This is a genomic window from Owariibacterium komagatae, assembly GCF_045865535.1.
Classification (GTDB): Bacteria; Bacillota; Clostridia; order Oscillospirales; family Ruminococcaceae; genus Ruthenibacterium; species Ruthenibacterium komagatae.
In genome coordinates this window covers 3,213,548-3,230,904 of the sequence record NZ_AP031406.1, presented here as the reverse complement: position 1 = coordinate 3,230,904, position 17,357 = coordinate 3,213,548, and the positions used below count along the sequence as shown (strand labels likewise).

The window sequence follows — 17,357 nt, the reverse complement described above, 5'->3', positions numbered from 1 at the left end:
TTACACTCCCTTCTCATTTTTCAGTGAATCCAGCTTGTCGGCCATTTCCACCTGGCGGGTGGGGAACAGATGGGCGTAGCGGTAGGTGATGTCGATGCTTTCATGCCCTACACGCTCTGCGATGGCCAGGGCGGTAAAACCCATGTCGATCAACAAACTGATATGGCTATGTCTCAAATCGTGTATGCGAATCCTTTTTACCCCTGTTTGCTTGCAGCCACGGTCCATTTCCCGGTGAAGATAGCTTTTGCCGATGGGAAACATCCGGCTGTCCGGCTCCACACCGTAAAGCTGCTTGAGGTAGTCCTGGAGTTCATCACACAGGAATTGAGGCATTTGAATCACCCGGTTGCTCTTGGGCGTTTTGGGCGTGGTAATGACATCCTGCTTGTTGAGCCGCTGATAGGACTTATTGATGGTGAGAGTGCGTTTCTCAAAGTCGAAGTCCGCCGGGGTCAGGGCCAGCAGCTCACCCTCCCGGACACCGCACCAGTACAGAACTTCAAAGGCGTAGAAGGACAGCGGCTTATCCATCATGGCCTCGGAAAACTTGGTGTACTCCTCCCGGGTCCAGAATAGCATTTCTTTCCGTTCTTCTGCCCCCATGTTTCCCGCCTGCCGGGCCGGGTTGATATTCAGGCCGTAAAACCGGGCAGCGTGGTTGAAAATGGCGCTAAGTTGATTGTGAACCGTCTTAAGGTAGGTTTTGGACAGAGGCTTGCCGTGGCAGTCCCGCATTTCCCGGATCTCGTTCTGCCAGCGCATAATGTCCTTGGCCGTAATCTCCGACAGCTTCCGCTTGGCAAAATAGGGCAGGATCTTCTTTTTGATGATGCTCTCCTTGGTAAGCCAGGTATTGAGCTTCAGCTTGGGCTTGATGTCCCTCTCATAGAGAGCGACGAAGCTCTCAAAGGTCATATTCACATCGGCCTGCTTTTCCATCAGGAACTCTCGTTCCCACTCCAGCGCTTCTCGCTTGGTGGCAAAACCACGCTTGAGCTTCTGCTGGCGCTCACCCTTCCAGTCGGTATAGCGGAACTGCACATACCAGGTGCCGTTGTCCTTGTTCTTGAACGCCGCCATAATTACTCCCCCTTTCTCGCCGTCTCGGTTCTCGTGCCATAAAACTTCTCGTGGAAGAACTTGCGGTCAATCCGGCCAGAGATAGTGATACAGCCGGTTTTCGCCAGTTCCTCGTTCATCTGCCGGATGAGCTTGTAAGCGTAGGGCACGGATACCCCCAGCTCCTCGGCCACTTCATTGACGCGCATAAAAATCTGGTTTGCCATGATAAATACCTGCCTTTCCTTGTTGTTGGTGACTGCCGCCTAAAAGTGTTATGTTTCATAAATGCCTCCCTGCTTATGTCCGCCACTTTTTCTCCGTTTCGCAACCAAAAATCTAGCGGGCCATTTGATGTGCTATATTATCTAAGCTTATTCGCTTAGTGTTCTTATAATACTATACATATAAGCTTAGTTCAAGCCTTTTAGAAGAAATATTATTAAATAAATTTGCTTAGATTATCTTGACATTACTAAGCAAATATGCTATGTTACTTATAAGAACAACCATAGATGGGAGCTGGATGTATGGCGATTGGCGAACGGATTCACTTTTTCCGTCTCCTGCGGGGGATGACACAGAAGTATCTCGGTATGAAGCTGGGATTCCCGGAGAAGTCTGCCGATGTGCGCCTGGCACAGTACGAAACAGGATCAAGAACCCCTAAGGCGGACCTGACTGCTGCCCTGGCACAAGTACTGGATGTCTCGCCCCATGCTCTTTCCGTCCCGGATATAGACTCCTATGTGGGGCTGATGCACACACTCTTTACCCTGGAGGACAATTACGGACTCAAAGTCACAGAGCAGGACGGCGAGCTTGCCTTGCAGGTGGATTTCCGCAAAAACAAGGATGCTGCCCGGCTGCACGAGATGCTCTGGGCCTGGCGGGAACAGGCCGCCAAGCTGGAGGCCGGAGAGATCTCCCAGGAGGAGTACGACCGCTGGCGTTACCACTACCCGGAGTACGACAGCAGCCAGATCTGCGCCAAGGTGCCGCTGGAGAGTCTGATCTGACCCTCTCACTTGTAGGCCACGGGAAAGGCCGTTTGTTGCGCAAAATCAGAAAATTCAGATAAATGAGAGCAAAATAAAAAAGGTCTAACTGATTAGCAAAAATCAGTTAGACCTTTTACTTATGAATAAAAAGATGAGGATTTTTAGGCTACTCGCAAGCCACCCGATTTTTCTTTTCAAACTCAATAAATCGGGATTTGACGAGTGCTATCAATCTGCTATCAAATGGGAATTTGAAAAATCAAAAAGTCAGTATTTTCAAGGGTTTGCGGGCCCTCATATCCACTTTTTGCTTATTCGAACTCGCTCCTGCCAGAAGTTTTCTAAACAGATTTGCTTATGGGATTTAGCTCAGAATATTGGTATTCTTTTCATTATTCAGATAGTAGAGGCTATCTGATTTTTTGTTGCCATGGTGTTGCCAGCAGAAAGTACCGGTCCCCTATGTATTGAATGATTATACCACATAAAAAATCGCCTGGTAAAGTGAAATCCATTCATCCATATGATAAAGAATGGGTAGACTCAATATTTTATCTGCCTACATTTTTTACCTAGATTTCTTCTGGTAGCATTTCAAATATTTTTTTCAAGAGTAGATATACCGTAGTGGCAAAATACCGTGGACACATATCTGTCTTATCCACATGTAACTCTTCAGCTCGATGAACTGCCGTTTTAATTTTTTCATCGTTATAGTTTGAAAAGTTGATATGTTTTTTGTCCTTTAAAGGCGCGCCAAGTTCTGACAGTCTTGTACGGAAGTGACTTGTTTTTTCATAAGAATGGCTATCAGATACAGCAAAACTTTTATCTTCTTCAGAGGGCTGGTCGTGATGCAATAGCAGCCATATCTCAAAAAAAGGATTGCTTATTGCATAGTGATATCCTTTTTCTTCACATGCCGCTATTGCATCATCCCACTCATCTTTATATGTCTTGCCATTTTGGGGATCAATAACCTGATTTGACCAATTCTGATCCACATCTGTTAAAATCCAAAATTCATCTTCCGGATATTTTTCAAACTGATAAATATCATCTTTTTCAGCCTTAAATTGATTAATCCGTTCGACTAAATGTTTTGGACGCACTTTGGTGAGCATCCTCACTTGTTCTGGTGTTCTACATTTAGGAGCAGTAAGAACAGCATCCTCCGCAACAGAAATAAACTGGATCTTACTTTTTATCCCGCTATAAATATCTGAAATCAAACCAAAGTATTCTTCCTCTGTCACACTGCCTTCGCATGAGAGAAATATAATTTTACTGGTTTTCGGCCTAATCACACGGTAAGGGTTTTGCGGGGTAAAAGGCACTCTACTTTTGAGAAGCGGCATTAGTACACCCCCCTTATCATGGGAACGGCACCAAATCTACCGCTCAAATAAGCCTTTAAAGTATCTTGGCCTTCTTTGACTTCAAAATCAGAAAATGGCTTCAAAGTAGATTCGCCCATTTGCGTTTTCTCAATAAACCAGATTTCGTCTTGTCTAAAGTTGTTTAAATTTATTAAGTTCACATCATGTGCGGTGAAAATAATCTGGTTGTCGCCTTCTTCTGCTCTACAGGCAAATTCATCAAGCAAAAACAGAGAGAGCTTTGTGTGCAAACTCCTATCAATCTCATCAACAAAGTAGATAGTTGGATTCTTACCGATGGTAAATAGCATAGGAAGTAAATCAACCAGACGCTGTGTACCATCAGATTCTTCGTCAATATTAAACTGAACTCTTTTGCTATTTAGCTGATGGTTAAACTTAAGCTGAACCAAAATAGTCTTTTTCTTTTTGTTTTCTGCAAAAATAAAGTATCTACCAGCCAAATTTACGATTCCATTTTTAATTTCTTCAATATCATCAACGATTTCTTTTGGCAAATCCAACTTCTGCGCAAATTCATGGAAATCAATCTCGTCACTTGCCACAGAAATCTCATAGACACCTGTATCCATCTTGTCGAGCATTCTTGCAATATAATTGCGCAGGTCTTCATCCGCTTTCATCCGAATTGGAAGTGCTTGAACTGTGGTTTCAGGAAAAATAACTTGCAGATTTTTGAACCATTGGACAATTTTCTCTGCCTTTTTAATTCCATTATCATACAGCTTATATAAGAAAAGCTGATTTTTCTGACTCTCTTGAATGCTCTCTTTGAGGACATCAGCCAACATTCTATCCTTGGATTTATTGCGCGCAAATCTTGATTCAATTTCTATCTCTGTTTTACCATTCTCATCTGTAACGCGAGTAAATAACGGCTCAATATCTTTTTCAGTCAACTGCATCAGCCATTCTTCATGTACTTGGCGTCGATCCAAAGAAAAGCCATACTCATAAACTTCGCCTTCAAGGTAAAACATGAACTGGAAGGAAGAGATACCCTCTAGATCTTCAAAATCACCTCTAAACTGGTTGACACCCGTTCCTTTTCCACTTTTCTGTCCATCAACGATATAATCCCGGGCAAAATCAATCGATTCGATAAAGGAAGATTTGCCCGACGCATTGGGGCCAAAAAATCCACCACGCCGCAATACCTTCCATTCTCCAGCTTTTGTTGTGATTGTTTTCAAAAAGCGCTCATCGGTGCTTTCTTCCGTTGGGAACATGCTAAACTCTACGGGATGCCCAATGGATTTAAAATTGCTTACAATGTACCGTAAAAGCACTCTCACCCCTCCTTTTCTAACCTAGCTTTAATTCGTCTAAGCGATATCCCATAGCCTCCATCGATACTTCAAAGTAGTCACTCAGATATCGCTGCAATTGATGCTGCTGTTCCAGCTGCTGATCTGCTGGGAACAGCGTTGTCTGCTTCGGGCAATCATTAAAAAACTCTGTCCGCTTTCGTTTGACCAGATTTTCCGGCATCAGGAAACAGGCTGCAAAATAGTCTGCTTCTTTTTCCTGTTCCGGCTTATTTTTCCCAAAAACGCTATCACTATCACAGATAATAGCGCCGTTTTGTAATGGGTGGCCTAAGTAATGATGGCCCAACTCATGGGCAATGGTAAAGTGTTTGCGGGATGTTCGAAGATTGGCATTGACAAAGATGATTTTTGCCTGCTTCACCACCATATATACGCCGCAGAACTCTTCATCATCCTCGTCTCGTTCCTCCAATACGATCCCCCGCTGTTTCATTATAGCAGGAATTAGCTCTATTGGTGGACGATGCAGGGTATTTAACTCCAAAATTCCATCGACTAAATTCCTGATTTGTCGTTTGCGTCTCCAGTCCATCAGCTTTCCTCGCCAGCAATCTCCATCGCTCGTTTGCAAAGATGCTCCCAGGTGTCCTCCCGAATCTTGCCACGGGCAGCTGCCAACAATTCAGTTTCCGGAATTGTTTGATCCGGATGGAATTCAATAACCTGTGCAGGTTTTGCAGTCTCTTGCACGCTAAACGCTTCTTGTAGAACTGATTCCATAAGTTGTGAGGCATATTTTTTTGAAATAGAGAGTTCGCGTTCTAAAAGATTACATTGCCCCATTAGTTTCGTAACTCGCTGAACAATTCTTTGTTGCTCATTCGCTGGTGGAAGAGGCACTGTAATTTTAATCATTCTAGTTAGTCCAAGGTCCCGGTTTCCTGTACCGTGAGTATATTTTTGTGATAGTGCATAACAATGCGGAGAGTTCAACGCCAGAGCCAAATATTTATTATAAACAAATGTACTTGGCTTCAAAACAGCAACATGTACCCAAACATTGAACTCAAAATCGATATCATTTACCACCGCTTTTCCAGTTTCGCCACCTTTAGTATAAAGAATATCTCCTGTTTCTGGTCTACACCTCTTTGATAACTCTTCATGAAGTTGGGGCGAAATAAATTTCGCAGTAGAAAAATCAATTCCCTTTAAAGTAATGTTTCTCCCCGAAATAAATGGTATTCCTTTATCGTGGTATTCCGGACTATAATGCGGGCCATCTGTGACAGAAGTGACCAGTTCTCCTAACCTACACCACTCCCAGCCTTTCGGCAGATCAAAAGTTTTTTCCTCTTCGCTGATTGGGGGTAACGGCTTTTGCTTTTTGATTTTTTTCTCAGCAACTAAACGCTCTTTTTCGGCTTTGATTTTTTCAAGTAGCACGTTGGCTGGCTCATCCTTGGGATCCTGCTCACAGAGCTTACCTTCTACCGCTTGCTGCAAGATAGATTGACGAAGAATTTCGATCTTATCGTCAGACAAATTTTTATCCAGTTCACAGAGCAATTCATCGAGCTTTTTAATTTTTGTCAAAAGCTTATTTTGCTGCTCCAAAGTAATATCGGGAAAATCAATCTTTTTCAGATCGGAAAACCGCAATGCAGAACGCACACCGCCACGGTCCCCATACCATTTGATTAAATTGATTCCCAATGAGCTTTTTAAGTAATACAGTAAAAACTCATTGCTGATCTGTCCATTGGTTTCAAACACAACATAGGCAGGACTTACAGCCCCAAAAGTACCTGGTAAAGATAAACCAATGGAACCGACATTTACTCGATACGGATTATAGGCAAACTGATTTTCTCTTAAAACGGTATAGTTGCCCAAATCATCACTTGCTTTGTTATTTGTAACGGTAATACCGTCTGTGTTTGTCACTCCATAAACAGTAAAATCATCTTGAGAAATGCCTGAGTTTTTTACTTTTTCTTTTACTTCACGAATAAAGTTCCCCAATTTCACTGTTGGAAAAGATAGCTTTTTCATTTTAACAACTCCTCTATTTCCAACAAAATTTGTCTGCTTCTGGTGAGGCAATCGGATGTTTTTCTAATTACCTCTTTCGGAGAAGGGATGCTTTGCTCTAACTGCGTTGAAGGATTTTTGAAGTCAAGATTATACCCTCGAGCCTTAACCTCATCGATACTAACTTTCCATGCACAGTCTGTTTCTTTCCGGGCATTCCACCATGCTTTTTCCGCTTCAAACTCATCCAACTTAATTGGCTTTGTCTTTGTGTAGTTCTTATACCCTTCCGGGAGCTGGTGCTCATAAAACCAGATTTCCTGAGTTGTTCCACGCTCCAGGAAGAGCAAGTTTGTGTTAATGCCGGTATAGGGAGCAAAAACCCCATTGGGAAGCCGGACAATCGTATGGAGGTTAAACTCACTCAGCAATTTTTCTTTAATTGCAGTTTTGACACCTTCACCGAATAAAAAGCCATCTGGAAGAACAATTGCCGCCCTGCCGGTCTGCTTCAGTTTGTACATCAGCAACACCAAGAACAAGTCCGCGGTTTCTTTTGTCTTATAGTTTGCAGGGAAATTGTCCTCAATTCCATCCTCTTCGATGCCGCCAAAAGGAGGATTGGTCAAGATAATGTCAACCTTGTCTTTGGGTTTAATATCCTTGACCGGATAACCTAACGAGTTATCATGCTTAATTTGCGGATTGTCAATGTTGTGCAGAATCAAATTTGTGGTACAAAGCATATGAGGAAGAGGTTTTTTCTCTACGCCTAAAATAGAGTTCTGGAGCTGCTTTTCATCATCAATGTTACGAACCTGCTTACGCAAATGTTCCAGTGCGCAGACAAGGAAACCGCCAGTGCCGCAGGCAAAGTCCAAAACTTGCTCACCCAGCTGAGGATTAACCATATCTACCATAAACTGTGTGACGGGACGAGGGGTATAATATTCGCCAGAATTTCCGGCACTCTGCAAGTCTTTCAGGATATTCTCGTAAATATCGTTGAATAAATGGCGGTCAGAAGCCTTGTCAAAGTCGATCTCGTTGAGTTTATTGATGACGCTGCGCATCAGTGTTCCAGACTTCATGTAGTTATAGCTATCCTCAAACAGAGACTTCACTAAGACCGCTTTCGGATCACTGGCTTCTGTTAACTGCCAATCCTTAAAAGTCTTGAACAGCGTATTGTTTACAAAGTCGATCAGTTCATCGCCGGTAATACCTTCGTCATCTTCAGCCCAATCAGACCAGCGCAAGCCGTCAGGGATAATATAGGTGTAGTCATCCGATAATGCGTCCCACTCCTTTTCTTTGGAGTCAAACACCTTCAGGAACAACATCCACACAAGCTGTGATATTCTCTGTGCGTCACCATCTACACCAGCATCCTGCCGCATGATATCTTGCACTGATTTGATTGTAGCTGAGATACTCATTACTTATTCCCCATTTCTCCTGCTTGCTTTTGAAGCATCTGCATTAGCAGTTCCATACCTTGATATTGCATATCTGTATATTTTCGCTGCTTTTCGCCATCCTCAGCGAATCCCTTAGGAACATATACTCTCTGCAAATCCTGTGCGGTAATATTTTTATAATTTACCGACTTACACATTGCCAAAATTAAGTCAAGCTTCTTATCCAGTCTTACTTGATATTGTAAAGATTCGTTGCAAAGTGCCTCATAATACAATTTCCACTTTGCACGAACATCTTTATCATCTTTAAAAACAATGTCAATCAAATTATAGGAGCGAATTATTTCGTCACTATACAGATAATGTCCTGTACTCAGTAAAGACTTAATTATGGCTATTTTTTCTTTCTTTTTATCTGATCTGTTCTGCAAAAAGATCGTCACTAAAACAGCAATTATAGGCGACAGAACAATCGCCGCAATATTGATAATATCTTTTATTTCCACGCCGTTCTCCCTTACGCTACATATAATTCATTTTCCAGTTCTGCAATAGCTTCCATAAATTTTTTCTTATTGCCAAAGCACTTCAGTATTTCGACCGGTGTGCCAAATCGGGCGACATCAGGTACTTTCAAAACTTCCATGCTTTCGAGATTGGCCAGCCCTTCGTCTGCATATTTGTCCAGCAGCGCTTCTAAGACCTGTTTTGCAACTTCGTTGTACTTTCCAAAGTAGCCACGCTTCTTCACATTGTTGGCCCGCTCTTTTCGTGTCAGCGGCGGCATATCAAAAGCAATGTGGCAAATAAGGTCGAAGGGGTCCAAATCCTTAGAGATTTCTTCCCGTAGTTCTTCAAAGAAGATACCCTTTTGCTCCAGTTCCTCAACAATGGCCGTTTTCTTCTGTGCACTGTTCCACCGCTGCAAAAACTCGTCCAGTGTGGCATACTCCTTGCGGATATTCTTTCTGGTGTAATCTACAAGGCTTTCAGTAATTAACTTGCCGTCTGCGTCCAAATATTGCACCCGTTCGTTGATAATGGACACAGGCACATCATTGACATAATATTTGACCCATTTTGGGGGATCATCATCCGGATTGAAGGTAACATCCGGTGGGATATCCTGTCCTTCTTCCTTGGGTACCTCATCCTGTGGAATATCCTCGGTTGGTGTATCTTCCGTTTCTTCTGTAGGAATGTCACCATCGGTTTCTTTGACTTTCACCGGATCACCGTCAAAATCCTTATCAGCAAATAACTTGGTCACATTACGGAAGTCAATAATAGTGAAATAAAGCTTGTCATGCTCTTCGTTGATTCTTGTTCCGCGACCAATAATCTGTTTGAATTCTGTCATGCTGTTGATATTGCTATCCAAAACAATGAACTTTACGGTATCTGCATCTACACCTGTTGTCAGTAATTTGCTTGTAGTCACCAATACAGGATAGGCTTCATCTGCGGTCATAAAGTTTTCCAGTTCTTTGACGCCCTCACTGCCACTGGTCATCTGCACTACATACTTAGAATTCTGCCTTACCAGGTCTCCATTTTCGTTTCTAAGGGCCTGGGCCATACGGGCAGCATGGTCGATATCTACACAGAAAAAGATCGTCTTAGCGAAGCGAGAATTGTTTTTCTTCAAGAAGTCAGATACTCGTTTCGCCACAAGTTCTGTGCGCTTTTCGAGAACTAGATTTTTGTCATAATCCTTGATGTTATATTCTCGATCTTCAATCTCAATCCCATACTTGTCCCTTTTACCCTTTGTGGGACGATAACCTTCCAAATCCTTATCAATTCCCACACGGACAACTTTATATGGTGCAAGGAAGCCGTCTTCAATACCTTGACGCAGAGTATAGGTGTAGATCGGTTCTCCGAAATACTCAATATTGGAGGTGTCCTTCGTCTCTTTGGGGGTAGCCGTCATACCAATCTGCGTAGCGTTCTTAAAGTATTCCAGAATTTTTCTCCAAGCAGAATCGTCTTTTGCGCTGCCGCGATGGCATTCGTCTACGATAATCAGATCAAAAAAGTCTGGAGAAAACTCTTTATATGTATCAGCAAAGCCTACTTGCCCTGTTACCCCCTGATAAATTGCAAAATAGACCTCATAAGCCTTGTCCACTTTCTTGTCGCGGATCTTAGTCATTTTCCGATTATTGCTATCAGCGTTAAAGAACTTAAAATCTTTACGCATGGGGTCATCCACAAGTACATTCCGATCCGCCAAAAATAAAATTCGTTTTTTCGTCCGAGATTTCCAAAGTCTATAAATAATCTGAAACGCTGTATAGGTCTTACCAGTACCAGTTGCCATCGTCAGCAACAACCTATTTTGCCCACTGGCAACCGCTTCAACGGCCCGGTTAATCGCGTTACATTGATAGTATCGGGGCTTTCTATCGTCATTGGGATTGTAGTAATAATCCTGCGCCACAACTTTTTCGCTTGCCTCTGTGATACCCTTAAATTTCTTGTAACGAGTCCACAATTCTTCCGGTGAAGGGAACTGATCCAAAGCCAATTCTATCTGAACATTATGCTCAGCCGTCTTGTCATAAAAAGAAAATCCATCGCCGTTAGATGTAAACACAAAGGGGATATCTAAAATCTCGGCATAGTTTAGAGCCTGCTCCATGCCATCCGCAATGTTGTGGTTATTGTCTTTTGCCTCCACGATTGCCAGTGGGATGTTTGGTTTCCAATACAAAATATAATCTGCGCGTTTTTGCTCTCCGCGCTTCACAATTTTTCTGCGTACTGTAATCTTGCCTTTTGTAAAGGAAACTTCCTCCCTGATCTGCAAGTCGCGATCCCAGCCGGCAGCCAGAATTGCAGGGGTAATATACTTTGTCCTAATGTCCTGTTCAGACATCTGTTTTTTGTTCATGTTCACCCCTCGCTTTCCTCGCTGCAATCGTCCTTCCGTCCAGAGGTTTTTCGGCATCTATTGGAATCAACCATAGATTTCCTTTTTTCACCGCACCTTTAACCTTTCCGTTGTTGCAATACACTGTTACCATGCGGCCAGATATATTCCACTTTTCTCCAGCTTCTTTCACAGTCAGATAGTCAAGCACAGTGATCCCTCCTACTTACAACAATCCAATTTTATTATATTGCAAGAAGTCGAAATTTACAAGCCCTCAATCTTGTGGAATTTTCTCTGTCACAGCCTTTAGATATAGTTCCGGGTCGCCCTTCAAAATCAACTCAGCATAGGCCAGCGGATCGTTGTAGATTAGCCAGTCCAGCTCCGACCGCTGGTACATACTGTTTGCCACCTCGTTCTCCACAGCCGTGCAGTCAATAGAGAGCAGCGTCCCGTCCGCCAGACGCAGCTCCACGCAGGCGGTGTCCAGGTTAAACTCACAGGATACAATCTTTCTCATAGTCGTTACCTCCCAATGCTTAAATTTTGGTTGATTTTCCGCAGCGGCACAAGGGCCGTTTCGATTGTTTTAGATACTTGCAAGCAATGCGTGTGGATATCCACACACAAGACTGGCAAGCAATGCGAGTGTTAATACACACTCACATTTCCTGCCGTCTGCTTGTTGAGGGCAGTGCCCCCAAGCCCCTTCTGAACACAGAATTTCATTCTGTGGCTGCGCGTTCTCCGAACGCTTCTAAGGGGCGGAGCAAATCCGTTCCACCCTATTGTTTTGGGCCGACCGTGAAACAGCGTGGCCCTTGGAAGCTGGGGTGGCAAAATGCCACCCCATTTTTCCTTCCCGCGACGGTAGCGACGGTCGCAACGGTGCTGGGAGTACCCCTCAAAATACCGTCGCGACCGTTGCGAGCGTCGCGCTTTACTCGATTACTTCAAATGCAGGTGCTTCCACCATCATGTAAGTCAACCGGATACGCCGCCCTTCATGTTTGATTTTGTACTCATATTTCACCTGATGCTCTTCCAGCAAACGGCTGGCATTCACATTCAGATGTTTGGTAAGCCGATTTACCGGCATATCTGTTTGAATCGCCTGGGCCAGCTCAGTGGGACTGCCTTCCCATTCGCGGTTGTCAGCAGATACGATCTTTGCTACGGCTTCCAGTACCGGGTCTGGAGGCTGCTTCCAAAGCTCATTCTCTGCATGGTCAAGCCCCCAAACTAGGCTCTCTTGGTCTTTGCTCAGATACAACCGCTGATCCGGCTGATCTCTGCCTACCACCTCCAAGGTGGCCCTGCTATCCGTCCGCTTTTCCTTCTGCATCAGGAGCGCACCATCCGCACAGCCCAACAAGCCGGTGGTGCCAGAGATCATCTCAAAACTATCCCCCGCAGGCTGCTTTCTGGTATGGTGAACAATCAGGACACAGACACCATATCGGTCAGCAAATTGTTTCAGCTTGCCGATCACCTCATAGTCGCTGGAGTAGCTGTAACTGTCGCTCACCGCTTCCCGGACTTTTTGCAGGGTATCCACAATAATCAGCTTGGTATCGCTGTGTTCCCGAACAAACTTTTCCAGCTGTTCATCTAGGCCACCGCCGAGCATTTTAGCGTTGGTGGCGAAGTGGAGGGAACTTGTCCCCTCCACTCCGAACATTCGGAACATCCGGCTCTGTAAACGGCTCTCGTCATCCTCCAACGCCAGGTAGAGAACAGTCCCCTGATGGGTCTTGTAGCCCCACAAGTCCTGTCCGATGCTGACATGGTGAGCAATCTGTGCAACCAAGAAGGACTTGCCGATTTTGGGCGCTCCGGCAAGGATGTACGCTCCTGTATAGAGCAGGTTCTCAATCACCGCAGGCTTGCCCTGGAATATATTGTCCATCAGCTCGTCCAGGGTCACAGTATGGAGGTAGGCCGGGTCACTCATCCGACGCATCTTCCGGTAAAGTTCCTCCAAATCTCTTTGGGGGAATTGCTTTTTTCTTCTGGGTCTGGTATAGTAAACTTGGAATTTGTAGAGATTGACTGCCCATCATCTGCGCCAACAGATGAGCTCTGGGCGGTCATTTTCTTTTTTTCATCGATCATAGGCGAAATCCTCCTGCATTCCGTTCATAATTGCGGCAATCATACGGATGGTGTCCAGCAGCTCGTCGTTCACACCCTGCCCGGCCTCGATTCGGCACAGCTCGTCCAGCACGGCGGTCAGCTGATCCCGCAGGGCCTTGTAGACTCTGGGGTTACCCTGGACCACCACATCCCGTTCCAGCAACCGCCGGATAATGTAGTCCTGCTTGGTCAAGCCGGTGAGTTTGACCGCCGTCTCGATCTGGGCGTCCTCCTCCGGTGAGACCCGGAAAGCCACGGTCTTGTTCCTCCAACGGTTATGCTTGTCCAAATTCTTTGCTGACATTTTTAATTACCCCTTTCCACGTTTAGTTTATCCGCCATTTCCGCCTGCTTGGACGGAAACAGGTGCGCGTAGTTGTAAGTGATGTCGATGCTCTCATGTCCCACCCGGTCCGCGATAGCCGTGGCAGAGAAGCCCATGTCGATCAGAAGTGACACTGCGCTGTGACGAATATCGTGGATTCTGATGCGCGGTACCCCCGCTTCTTTGGCTCCCCGGTCCATCTCCCTATGGAGATAGCTCTTGGTGACGGTGAACATCCGGTCATCCGGCCCGATCCCGTAAAGCATCTTGATGTAATCCTGGATTTCCTCGGCCAGGAACTGCGGCATGGTAATGACCCGATTGCTCTTTTCCGTCTTGGGGGTGGTAATCAGGTCTTCGCCGTTCAGTCGCTGATAGGACTTATTGATAGACACGGTGCGCTTCTCGAAGTCAAAGTCCGCCGGGGTCAGGGCCAGTAGCTCCCCCTCTCGGATACCGCACCAGTAGAGCATCTCAAAGGCGTAGAAGGACAGCGGCTTGTCCATCATCACCTCGGCAAATTTCAGATACTGTTCCTTGGTCCAGAACATCATCTCCCGGTTTTTCTTTTTGCCCATGCTGCCTGCCTTTTTGCAGGGATTCTCCCGGAGGTTGTAGTACCGAACCGCGTGGTTGAAGATGGCACTGAGCTGGTTGTGGACCGTTTTCAGATACACCGGCGAGTAGGGCTTGCCGTTCTCGTCCTTATGGGTCAGCATCTCGTTCTGCCAGGTAATGATCTGCTGGGCGGTGATGTTACACATTTTCAGCCTTCCGAAGTAGGGCAGCAGCTTAGTACGGATGATGTGGTCCTTGGTAGCCCAGGTGTTTTCCTTGAGTCGGGTTTTCATATCCGCCGTGTAGAGGTCCACGAAGCTCTTAAAGGTCATGTCCAGGTCGGCACTGGTCTTGTTGAGCTGTTCGCGCTCCCAGGCTTGTGCCTCCCGTTTGGTCTTGAAGCCCCGCTTCTGGGTCTGCTTGCGCTCGCCGTTCCAGTCAGTATAGCGATAGACCGCCCGCCAGGTGTTGGTCTTTTCTTCCTTATAAACTGCCATGATTAGCCCTCCTTTCCCGTCTGGCCATAGCAAAACTTCTCCATGAAAAAGTTACGATTGACCCGCCCGGAAATGGTCAGATAGCCCTTCTCCCGGAGCTCAGCGTTGAGCTTATGGATCACCTTGTAGGCGTGGGACTTGGAGATGCCCAGCTCCTGGGCCACTTCCTCCACGCGCATAAAGTTTTGTGCCTGCATTGAAAACACCTTCCTTTCTTCGTTGATGACTGCTGCGGCTGGATATTGTGTTCCATAAATGCCTCCTCACTTTCGTCCGCCACTTTTTCCCGGATGTATAACCAGGGATTGCTGCAGTTCTTTTTTATTTATTGATTCTAAGCTATTATGCTTAGTCTATTGTCATTATACTAAGCATAATAGCTTGTGTCAATCGGAGTACGCAAAATAAATTAAATAAAATTGTTTAGGATTCTCTTGACTTTCCTAAGCATTTCTGCTACGCTTTTTCTAAGGACTACCAACGATTGGAGTGGATGATATGGCGATTGGCGAACGAATTCACTTTTTCCGTCTCCTGCGGGGGATGACACAGAAATATCTGGGTATGGCGCTGGGCTTCCCGGAGAGGTCTGCCGATGTGCGCCTTGCACAGTACGAAACAGGATCAAGAACCCCTAAGGCGGACCTTACCGCCGCCTTAGCCCAGGTACTGGATGTCTCTCCCCATGCCCTCTCCGTCCCGGACATAGACTCCTATGTGGGGCTCATGCACACCCTGTTTACCCTGGAGGATAACTACGGACTCAAGATCAGCGAGATAGATGGAGAAGTCTGCTTGAAGGTTGATGTGCGGAAGAGCAAGGACGCCGTTCGACTACACGAGATGCTCTGTTCCTGGCAGCAGGCCGCTGCCATGCTGGAGGCGGGCGAAATTTCCAAAGAGGATTACGACAAATGGCGTTACCACTATCCGGAGTTTGACAAAGCCCAGAACTATATGAAGGTGCCGCCCCAGGACCTCTTTTGACCCTCTCACTTGTAAGCCACAGGAGAGGCCGTTTGTTGCACAGAATAATAATAAAAAGAAAAAGAGAGCTAACTGACTAATCAAAATCAGTTAGCTCTCTTTTTATGAATAATGAAAAAGTGTTGCCAAATCGTTGCCACGAAGGGCCTTAGCCCCTCAAAAACCTAGTCATATCAGGCTTCTTCGGGTTTCTGAAATCATTCCCACTCAATGGTCGCAGGAGGCTTTCCGGTGCAATCATACAGCACACGATTGATATGCGGCACCTCGTTGACAATTCGGCTGGTCACTTTACCCAATACTTCCCAGGGGATCTGAGCGCTCTCTGCCGTCATGAAATCCGTAGTGGTCACCGCGCGCAAGGCAATGGCATAATCATAGGTACGCTCGTCACCCATCACACCCACACTGCGCATATTGGTCAGCGCCGCAAAATACTGGCCCAGTTCGTCGGCAATCCCTGCATTGGCAATCTCCTCGCGATAGATTGCGTCCGCATCCTGCACCATTTTAATTTTTTCCGGCGTCACTTCACCGATGATGCGAATTGCCAAACCAGGTCCCGGGAACGGCTGGCGATTGACCAGATACTCCGGAATTCCCAGCTCACGGCCGGCTTTGCGCACCTCATCCTTGAACAGATCACGCAGCGGCTCCACAATTTCTTTGAAATCCACATAATCGGGCAGTCCGCCCACATTGTGATGGCTTTTGATGACTGTGCTCTCGCCGCCAAAACCGCTCTCTACCACGTCCGGATAAATGGTTCCCTGCACCAGGAAATCCACTCGACCGATCTTCTTGGCTTCTTCCTCAAAGACACGGATAAATTCTTGACCGATGATTTTGCGTTTGTTTTCGGGTTCTTCTACACCCGCCAGTTTGTCGTAAAAGCGCTGCCGTGCATCCACACGTACAAAGTTCAGATCATAAGGACCATCCGGGCCGAAAACAGCGCTGACTTCTTCGCTTTCATTCTTGCGCAGAAGACCGTGGTCCACGAAAACACACGTGAGCTGACGGCCGACTGCTTTGGCAAGCATAACCGCAGCCACCGAAGAATCCACGCCGCCGGACAAGGCACACAAAACTTTGCCATCACCGATTTTTTCACGAAGAGCGCGAACAGTATTCTCCACAAAAGAATCCATCTTCCAGGTTCCTGCGCAGCCGCAAACCCGGTAGACAAAGTTCGAAAGCATTTTGGTGCCTTCCTGCGTATGCAGCACTTCCGGATGGAACTGCACCGCATAAAGGTTTCTCTCCGGGCACTCTACCGCAGCTGCCGGACAATTGTCCGTATGCGCAGAAATCGTAAAGCCCGGTGCAACCCGCTCAATGTAATCATTATGGCTCATCCAGCAGACCGTTTTCTCATGAACATCTTGGAACAACTTACTGGAAAGATCCACCGTTACTTCGGTTTTTCCATACTCGCGCTCGGGCGCAGGACACACATGCCCACCCAGAAGGTGCATCATCAGCTGAGAGCCATAGCAAATTCCTAAAACAGGAATTCCCTGCTCAAACACTTCGGGGCTGATTGTGGGGGAATCCTCCAGATAAACGCTGTTGGGTCCGCCGGTAAAAATAATTCCCTTGGGCTGTTTTTCGCGAATGGCTTCCAGTGCCTTGGTGTAAGGCACAATCTCACTGTACACGTTGCATTCACGCACACGCCGTGCGATCAACTGATTGTACTGGCCGCCGAAGTCGACCACAAGGATTGTTTCTGTCATAACATCCTCCTTCAACACGCTTTGCGCGGATGATTCTATTTCCTT

The 17,357-nt window shown here is 46.0% G+C and carries 17 protein-coding genes and 1 pseudogene; 2 read left to right on the top strand and 16 right to left on the bottom strand.

The annotated features are described in order from the left end of the window. Positions 1-1,083: a tyrosine-type recombinase/integrase gene (locus tag ACKTS9_RS16220; RefSeq protein ID WP_407881821.1), complete on the bottom strand. Its 1,083-nt coding sequence runs from the start codon at positions 1,081-1,083 to the stop codon at positions 1-3. Positions 1,084-1,085: 2 nt separating this feature from the next. Further along, positions 1,086-1,289: a DNA-binding protein gene (locus ACKTS9_RS16215; protein ID WP_087236778.1), complete on the bottom strand. Its 204-nt coding sequence runs from the start codon at positions 1,287-1,289 to the stop codon at positions 1,086-1,088. 303 nt (positions 1,290-1,592) lie between these two features. On the opposite strand from ACKTS9_RS16215, the gene ACKTS9_RS16210 reads away from it, so the two are divergent. Further along, the gene (locus ACKTS9_RS16210) at positions 1,593-2,081 is read left to right on the top strand and encodes a helix-turn-helix domain-containing protein (RefSeq protein WP_407881820.1); all 489 of its coding nucleotides are present in this window, start codon (positions 1,593-1,595) and stop codon (positions 2,079-2,081) included. Between the two features lie 554 nt (positions 2,082-2,635). On the opposite strand, the gene ACKTS9_RS16205 is transcribed toward ACKTS9_RS16210, so the two are convergent. The 13 genes and pseudogenes from ACKTS9_RS16205 to ACKTS9_RS16145 form a co-directional block, all read right to left on the bottom strand. Beyond that, positions 2,636-3,421 carry an RloB family protein gene (locus tag ACKTS9_RS16205; RefSeq protein ID WP_407881819.1) on the bottom strand — a complete coding sequence of 262 codons (786 nt, stop codon included), beginning with the start codon at positions 3,419-3,421 and terminating at the stop codon, positions 2,636-2,638. Then, a complete protein-coding gene (locus tag ACKTS9_RS16200) occupies positions 3,421-4,752 on the bottom strand; it encodes an AAA family ATPase (RefSeq protein WP_407881818.1) in 1,332 nt (443 codons plus the stop codon). The genes ACKTS9_RS16205 and ACKTS9_RS16200 overlap by 1 nt, the downstream gene beginning before the upstream one ends. A gap of 16 nt (positions 4,753-4,768) precedes the next feature. Continuing rightward, positions 4,769-5,326, bottom strand: coding sequence for an ImmA/IrrE family metallo-endopeptidase (locus ACKTS9_RS16195; protein WP_407881817.1), 558 nt, complete (start codon positions 5,324-5,326; stop codon positions 4,769-4,771). Further along, positions 5,326-6,789 (bottom strand): restriction endonuclease subunit S, encoded by a 1,464-nt coding sequence (locus ACKTS9_RS16190; protein ID WP_407881816.1) that lies wholly within the window; start codon positions 6,787-6,789, stop codon positions 5,326-5,328. The genes ACKTS9_RS16195 and ACKTS9_RS16190 overlap by 1 nt, the downstream gene beginning before the upstream one ends. After that, positions 6,786-8,207, bottom strand: coding sequence for an N-6 DNA methylase (locus tag ACKTS9_RS16185; RefSeq protein ID WP_407881815.1), 1,422 nt, complete (start codon positions 8,205-8,207; stop codon positions 6,786-6,788). The genes ACKTS9_RS16190 and ACKTS9_RS16185 overlap by 4 nt, the downstream gene beginning before the upstream one ends. Next, positions 8,207-8,695, bottom strand: coding sequence for a DUF6680 family protein (locus ACKTS9_RS16180; protein ID WP_303007089.1), 489 nt, complete (start codon positions 8,693-8,695; stop codon positions 8,207-8,209). Before ACKTS9_RS16180 ends, ACKTS9_RS16185 begins: the two co-directional genes overlap by 1 nt. 11 nt (positions 8,696-8,706) lie before the next feature. Continuing rightward, entirely contained in the window at positions 8,707-11,088 is a 2,382-nt protein-coding gene (hsdR, locus tag ACKTS9_RS16175) for an EcoAI/FtnUII family type I restriction enzme subunit R (protein ID WP_407881814.1), read from the bottom strand. Beyond that, positions 11,066-11,278, bottom strand: a complete 213-nt coding sequence (locus ACKTS9_RS16170; protein ID WP_407881813.1) for a DNA-binding protein — start codon at positions 11,276-11,278, stop codon at positions 11,066-11,068. The genes hsdR and ACKTS9_RS16170 overlap by 23 nt, the downstream gene beginning before the upstream one ends. A gap of 66 nt (positions 11,279-11,344) precedes the next feature. Then, positions 11,345-11,590 (bottom strand): DUF6061 family protein, encoded by a 246-nt coding sequence (locus ACKTS9_RS16165; RefSeq protein ID WP_407881812.1) that lies wholly within the window; start codon positions 11,588-11,590, stop codon positions 11,345-11,347. A 420-nt stretch (positions 11,591-12,010) separates the two neighbouring features. After that, positions 12,011-13,185: pseudogene (locus tag ACKTS9_RS16160) on the bottom strand (AAA family ATPase). Then, positions 13,175-13,510: a plasmid mobilization protein gene (locus ACKTS9_RS16155; RefSeq protein ID WP_407881811.1), complete on the bottom strand. Its 336-nt coding sequence runs from the start codon at positions 13,508-13,510 to the stop codon at positions 13,175-13,177. The pseudogene ACKTS9_RS16160 and the gene ACKTS9_RS16155 overlap by 11 nt, the downstream one beginning before the upstream one ends. Positions 13,511-13,512: 2 nt before the next feature. Further along, positions 13,513-14,586, bottom strand: a complete 1,074-nt coding sequence (locus ACKTS9_RS16150) for an Arm DNA-binding domain-containing protein (protein WP_407881810.1) — start codon at positions 14,584-14,586, stop codon at positions 13,513-13,515. Between the two features lie 2 nt (positions 14,587-14,588). After that, positions 14,589-14,783 carry a helix-turn-helix domain-containing protein gene (locus ACKTS9_RS16145; RefSeq protein WP_407881809.1) on the bottom strand — a complete coding sequence of 65 codons (195 nt, stop codon included), beginning with the start codon at positions 14,781-14,783 and terminating at the stop codon, positions 14,589-14,591. A 301-nt stretch (positions 14,784-15,084) separates the two neighbouring features. Here ACKTS9_RS16145 and ACKTS9_RS16140 point away from each other — a divergent pair, with 301 nt between their 5' ends. Beyond that, positions 15,085-15,573: a helix-turn-helix domain-containing protein gene (locus ACKTS9_RS16140; protein WP_407881808.1), complete on the top strand. Its 489-nt coding sequence runs from the start codon at positions 15,085-15,087 to the stop codon at positions 15,571-15,573. A gap of 197 nt (positions 15,574-15,770) precedes the next feature. Here ACKTS9_RS16140 and guaA read toward each other — a convergent pair whose 3' ends face one another. Further along, complete coding sequence (gene guaA, locus ACKTS9_RS16135) at positions 15,771-17,312, bottom strand: glutamine-hydrolyzing GMP synthase (protein WP_349216419.1); 1,542 nt, start codon at positions 17,310-17,312, stop codon at positions 15,771-15,773. Positions 17,313-17,357: the final 45 nt, after the last annotated feature.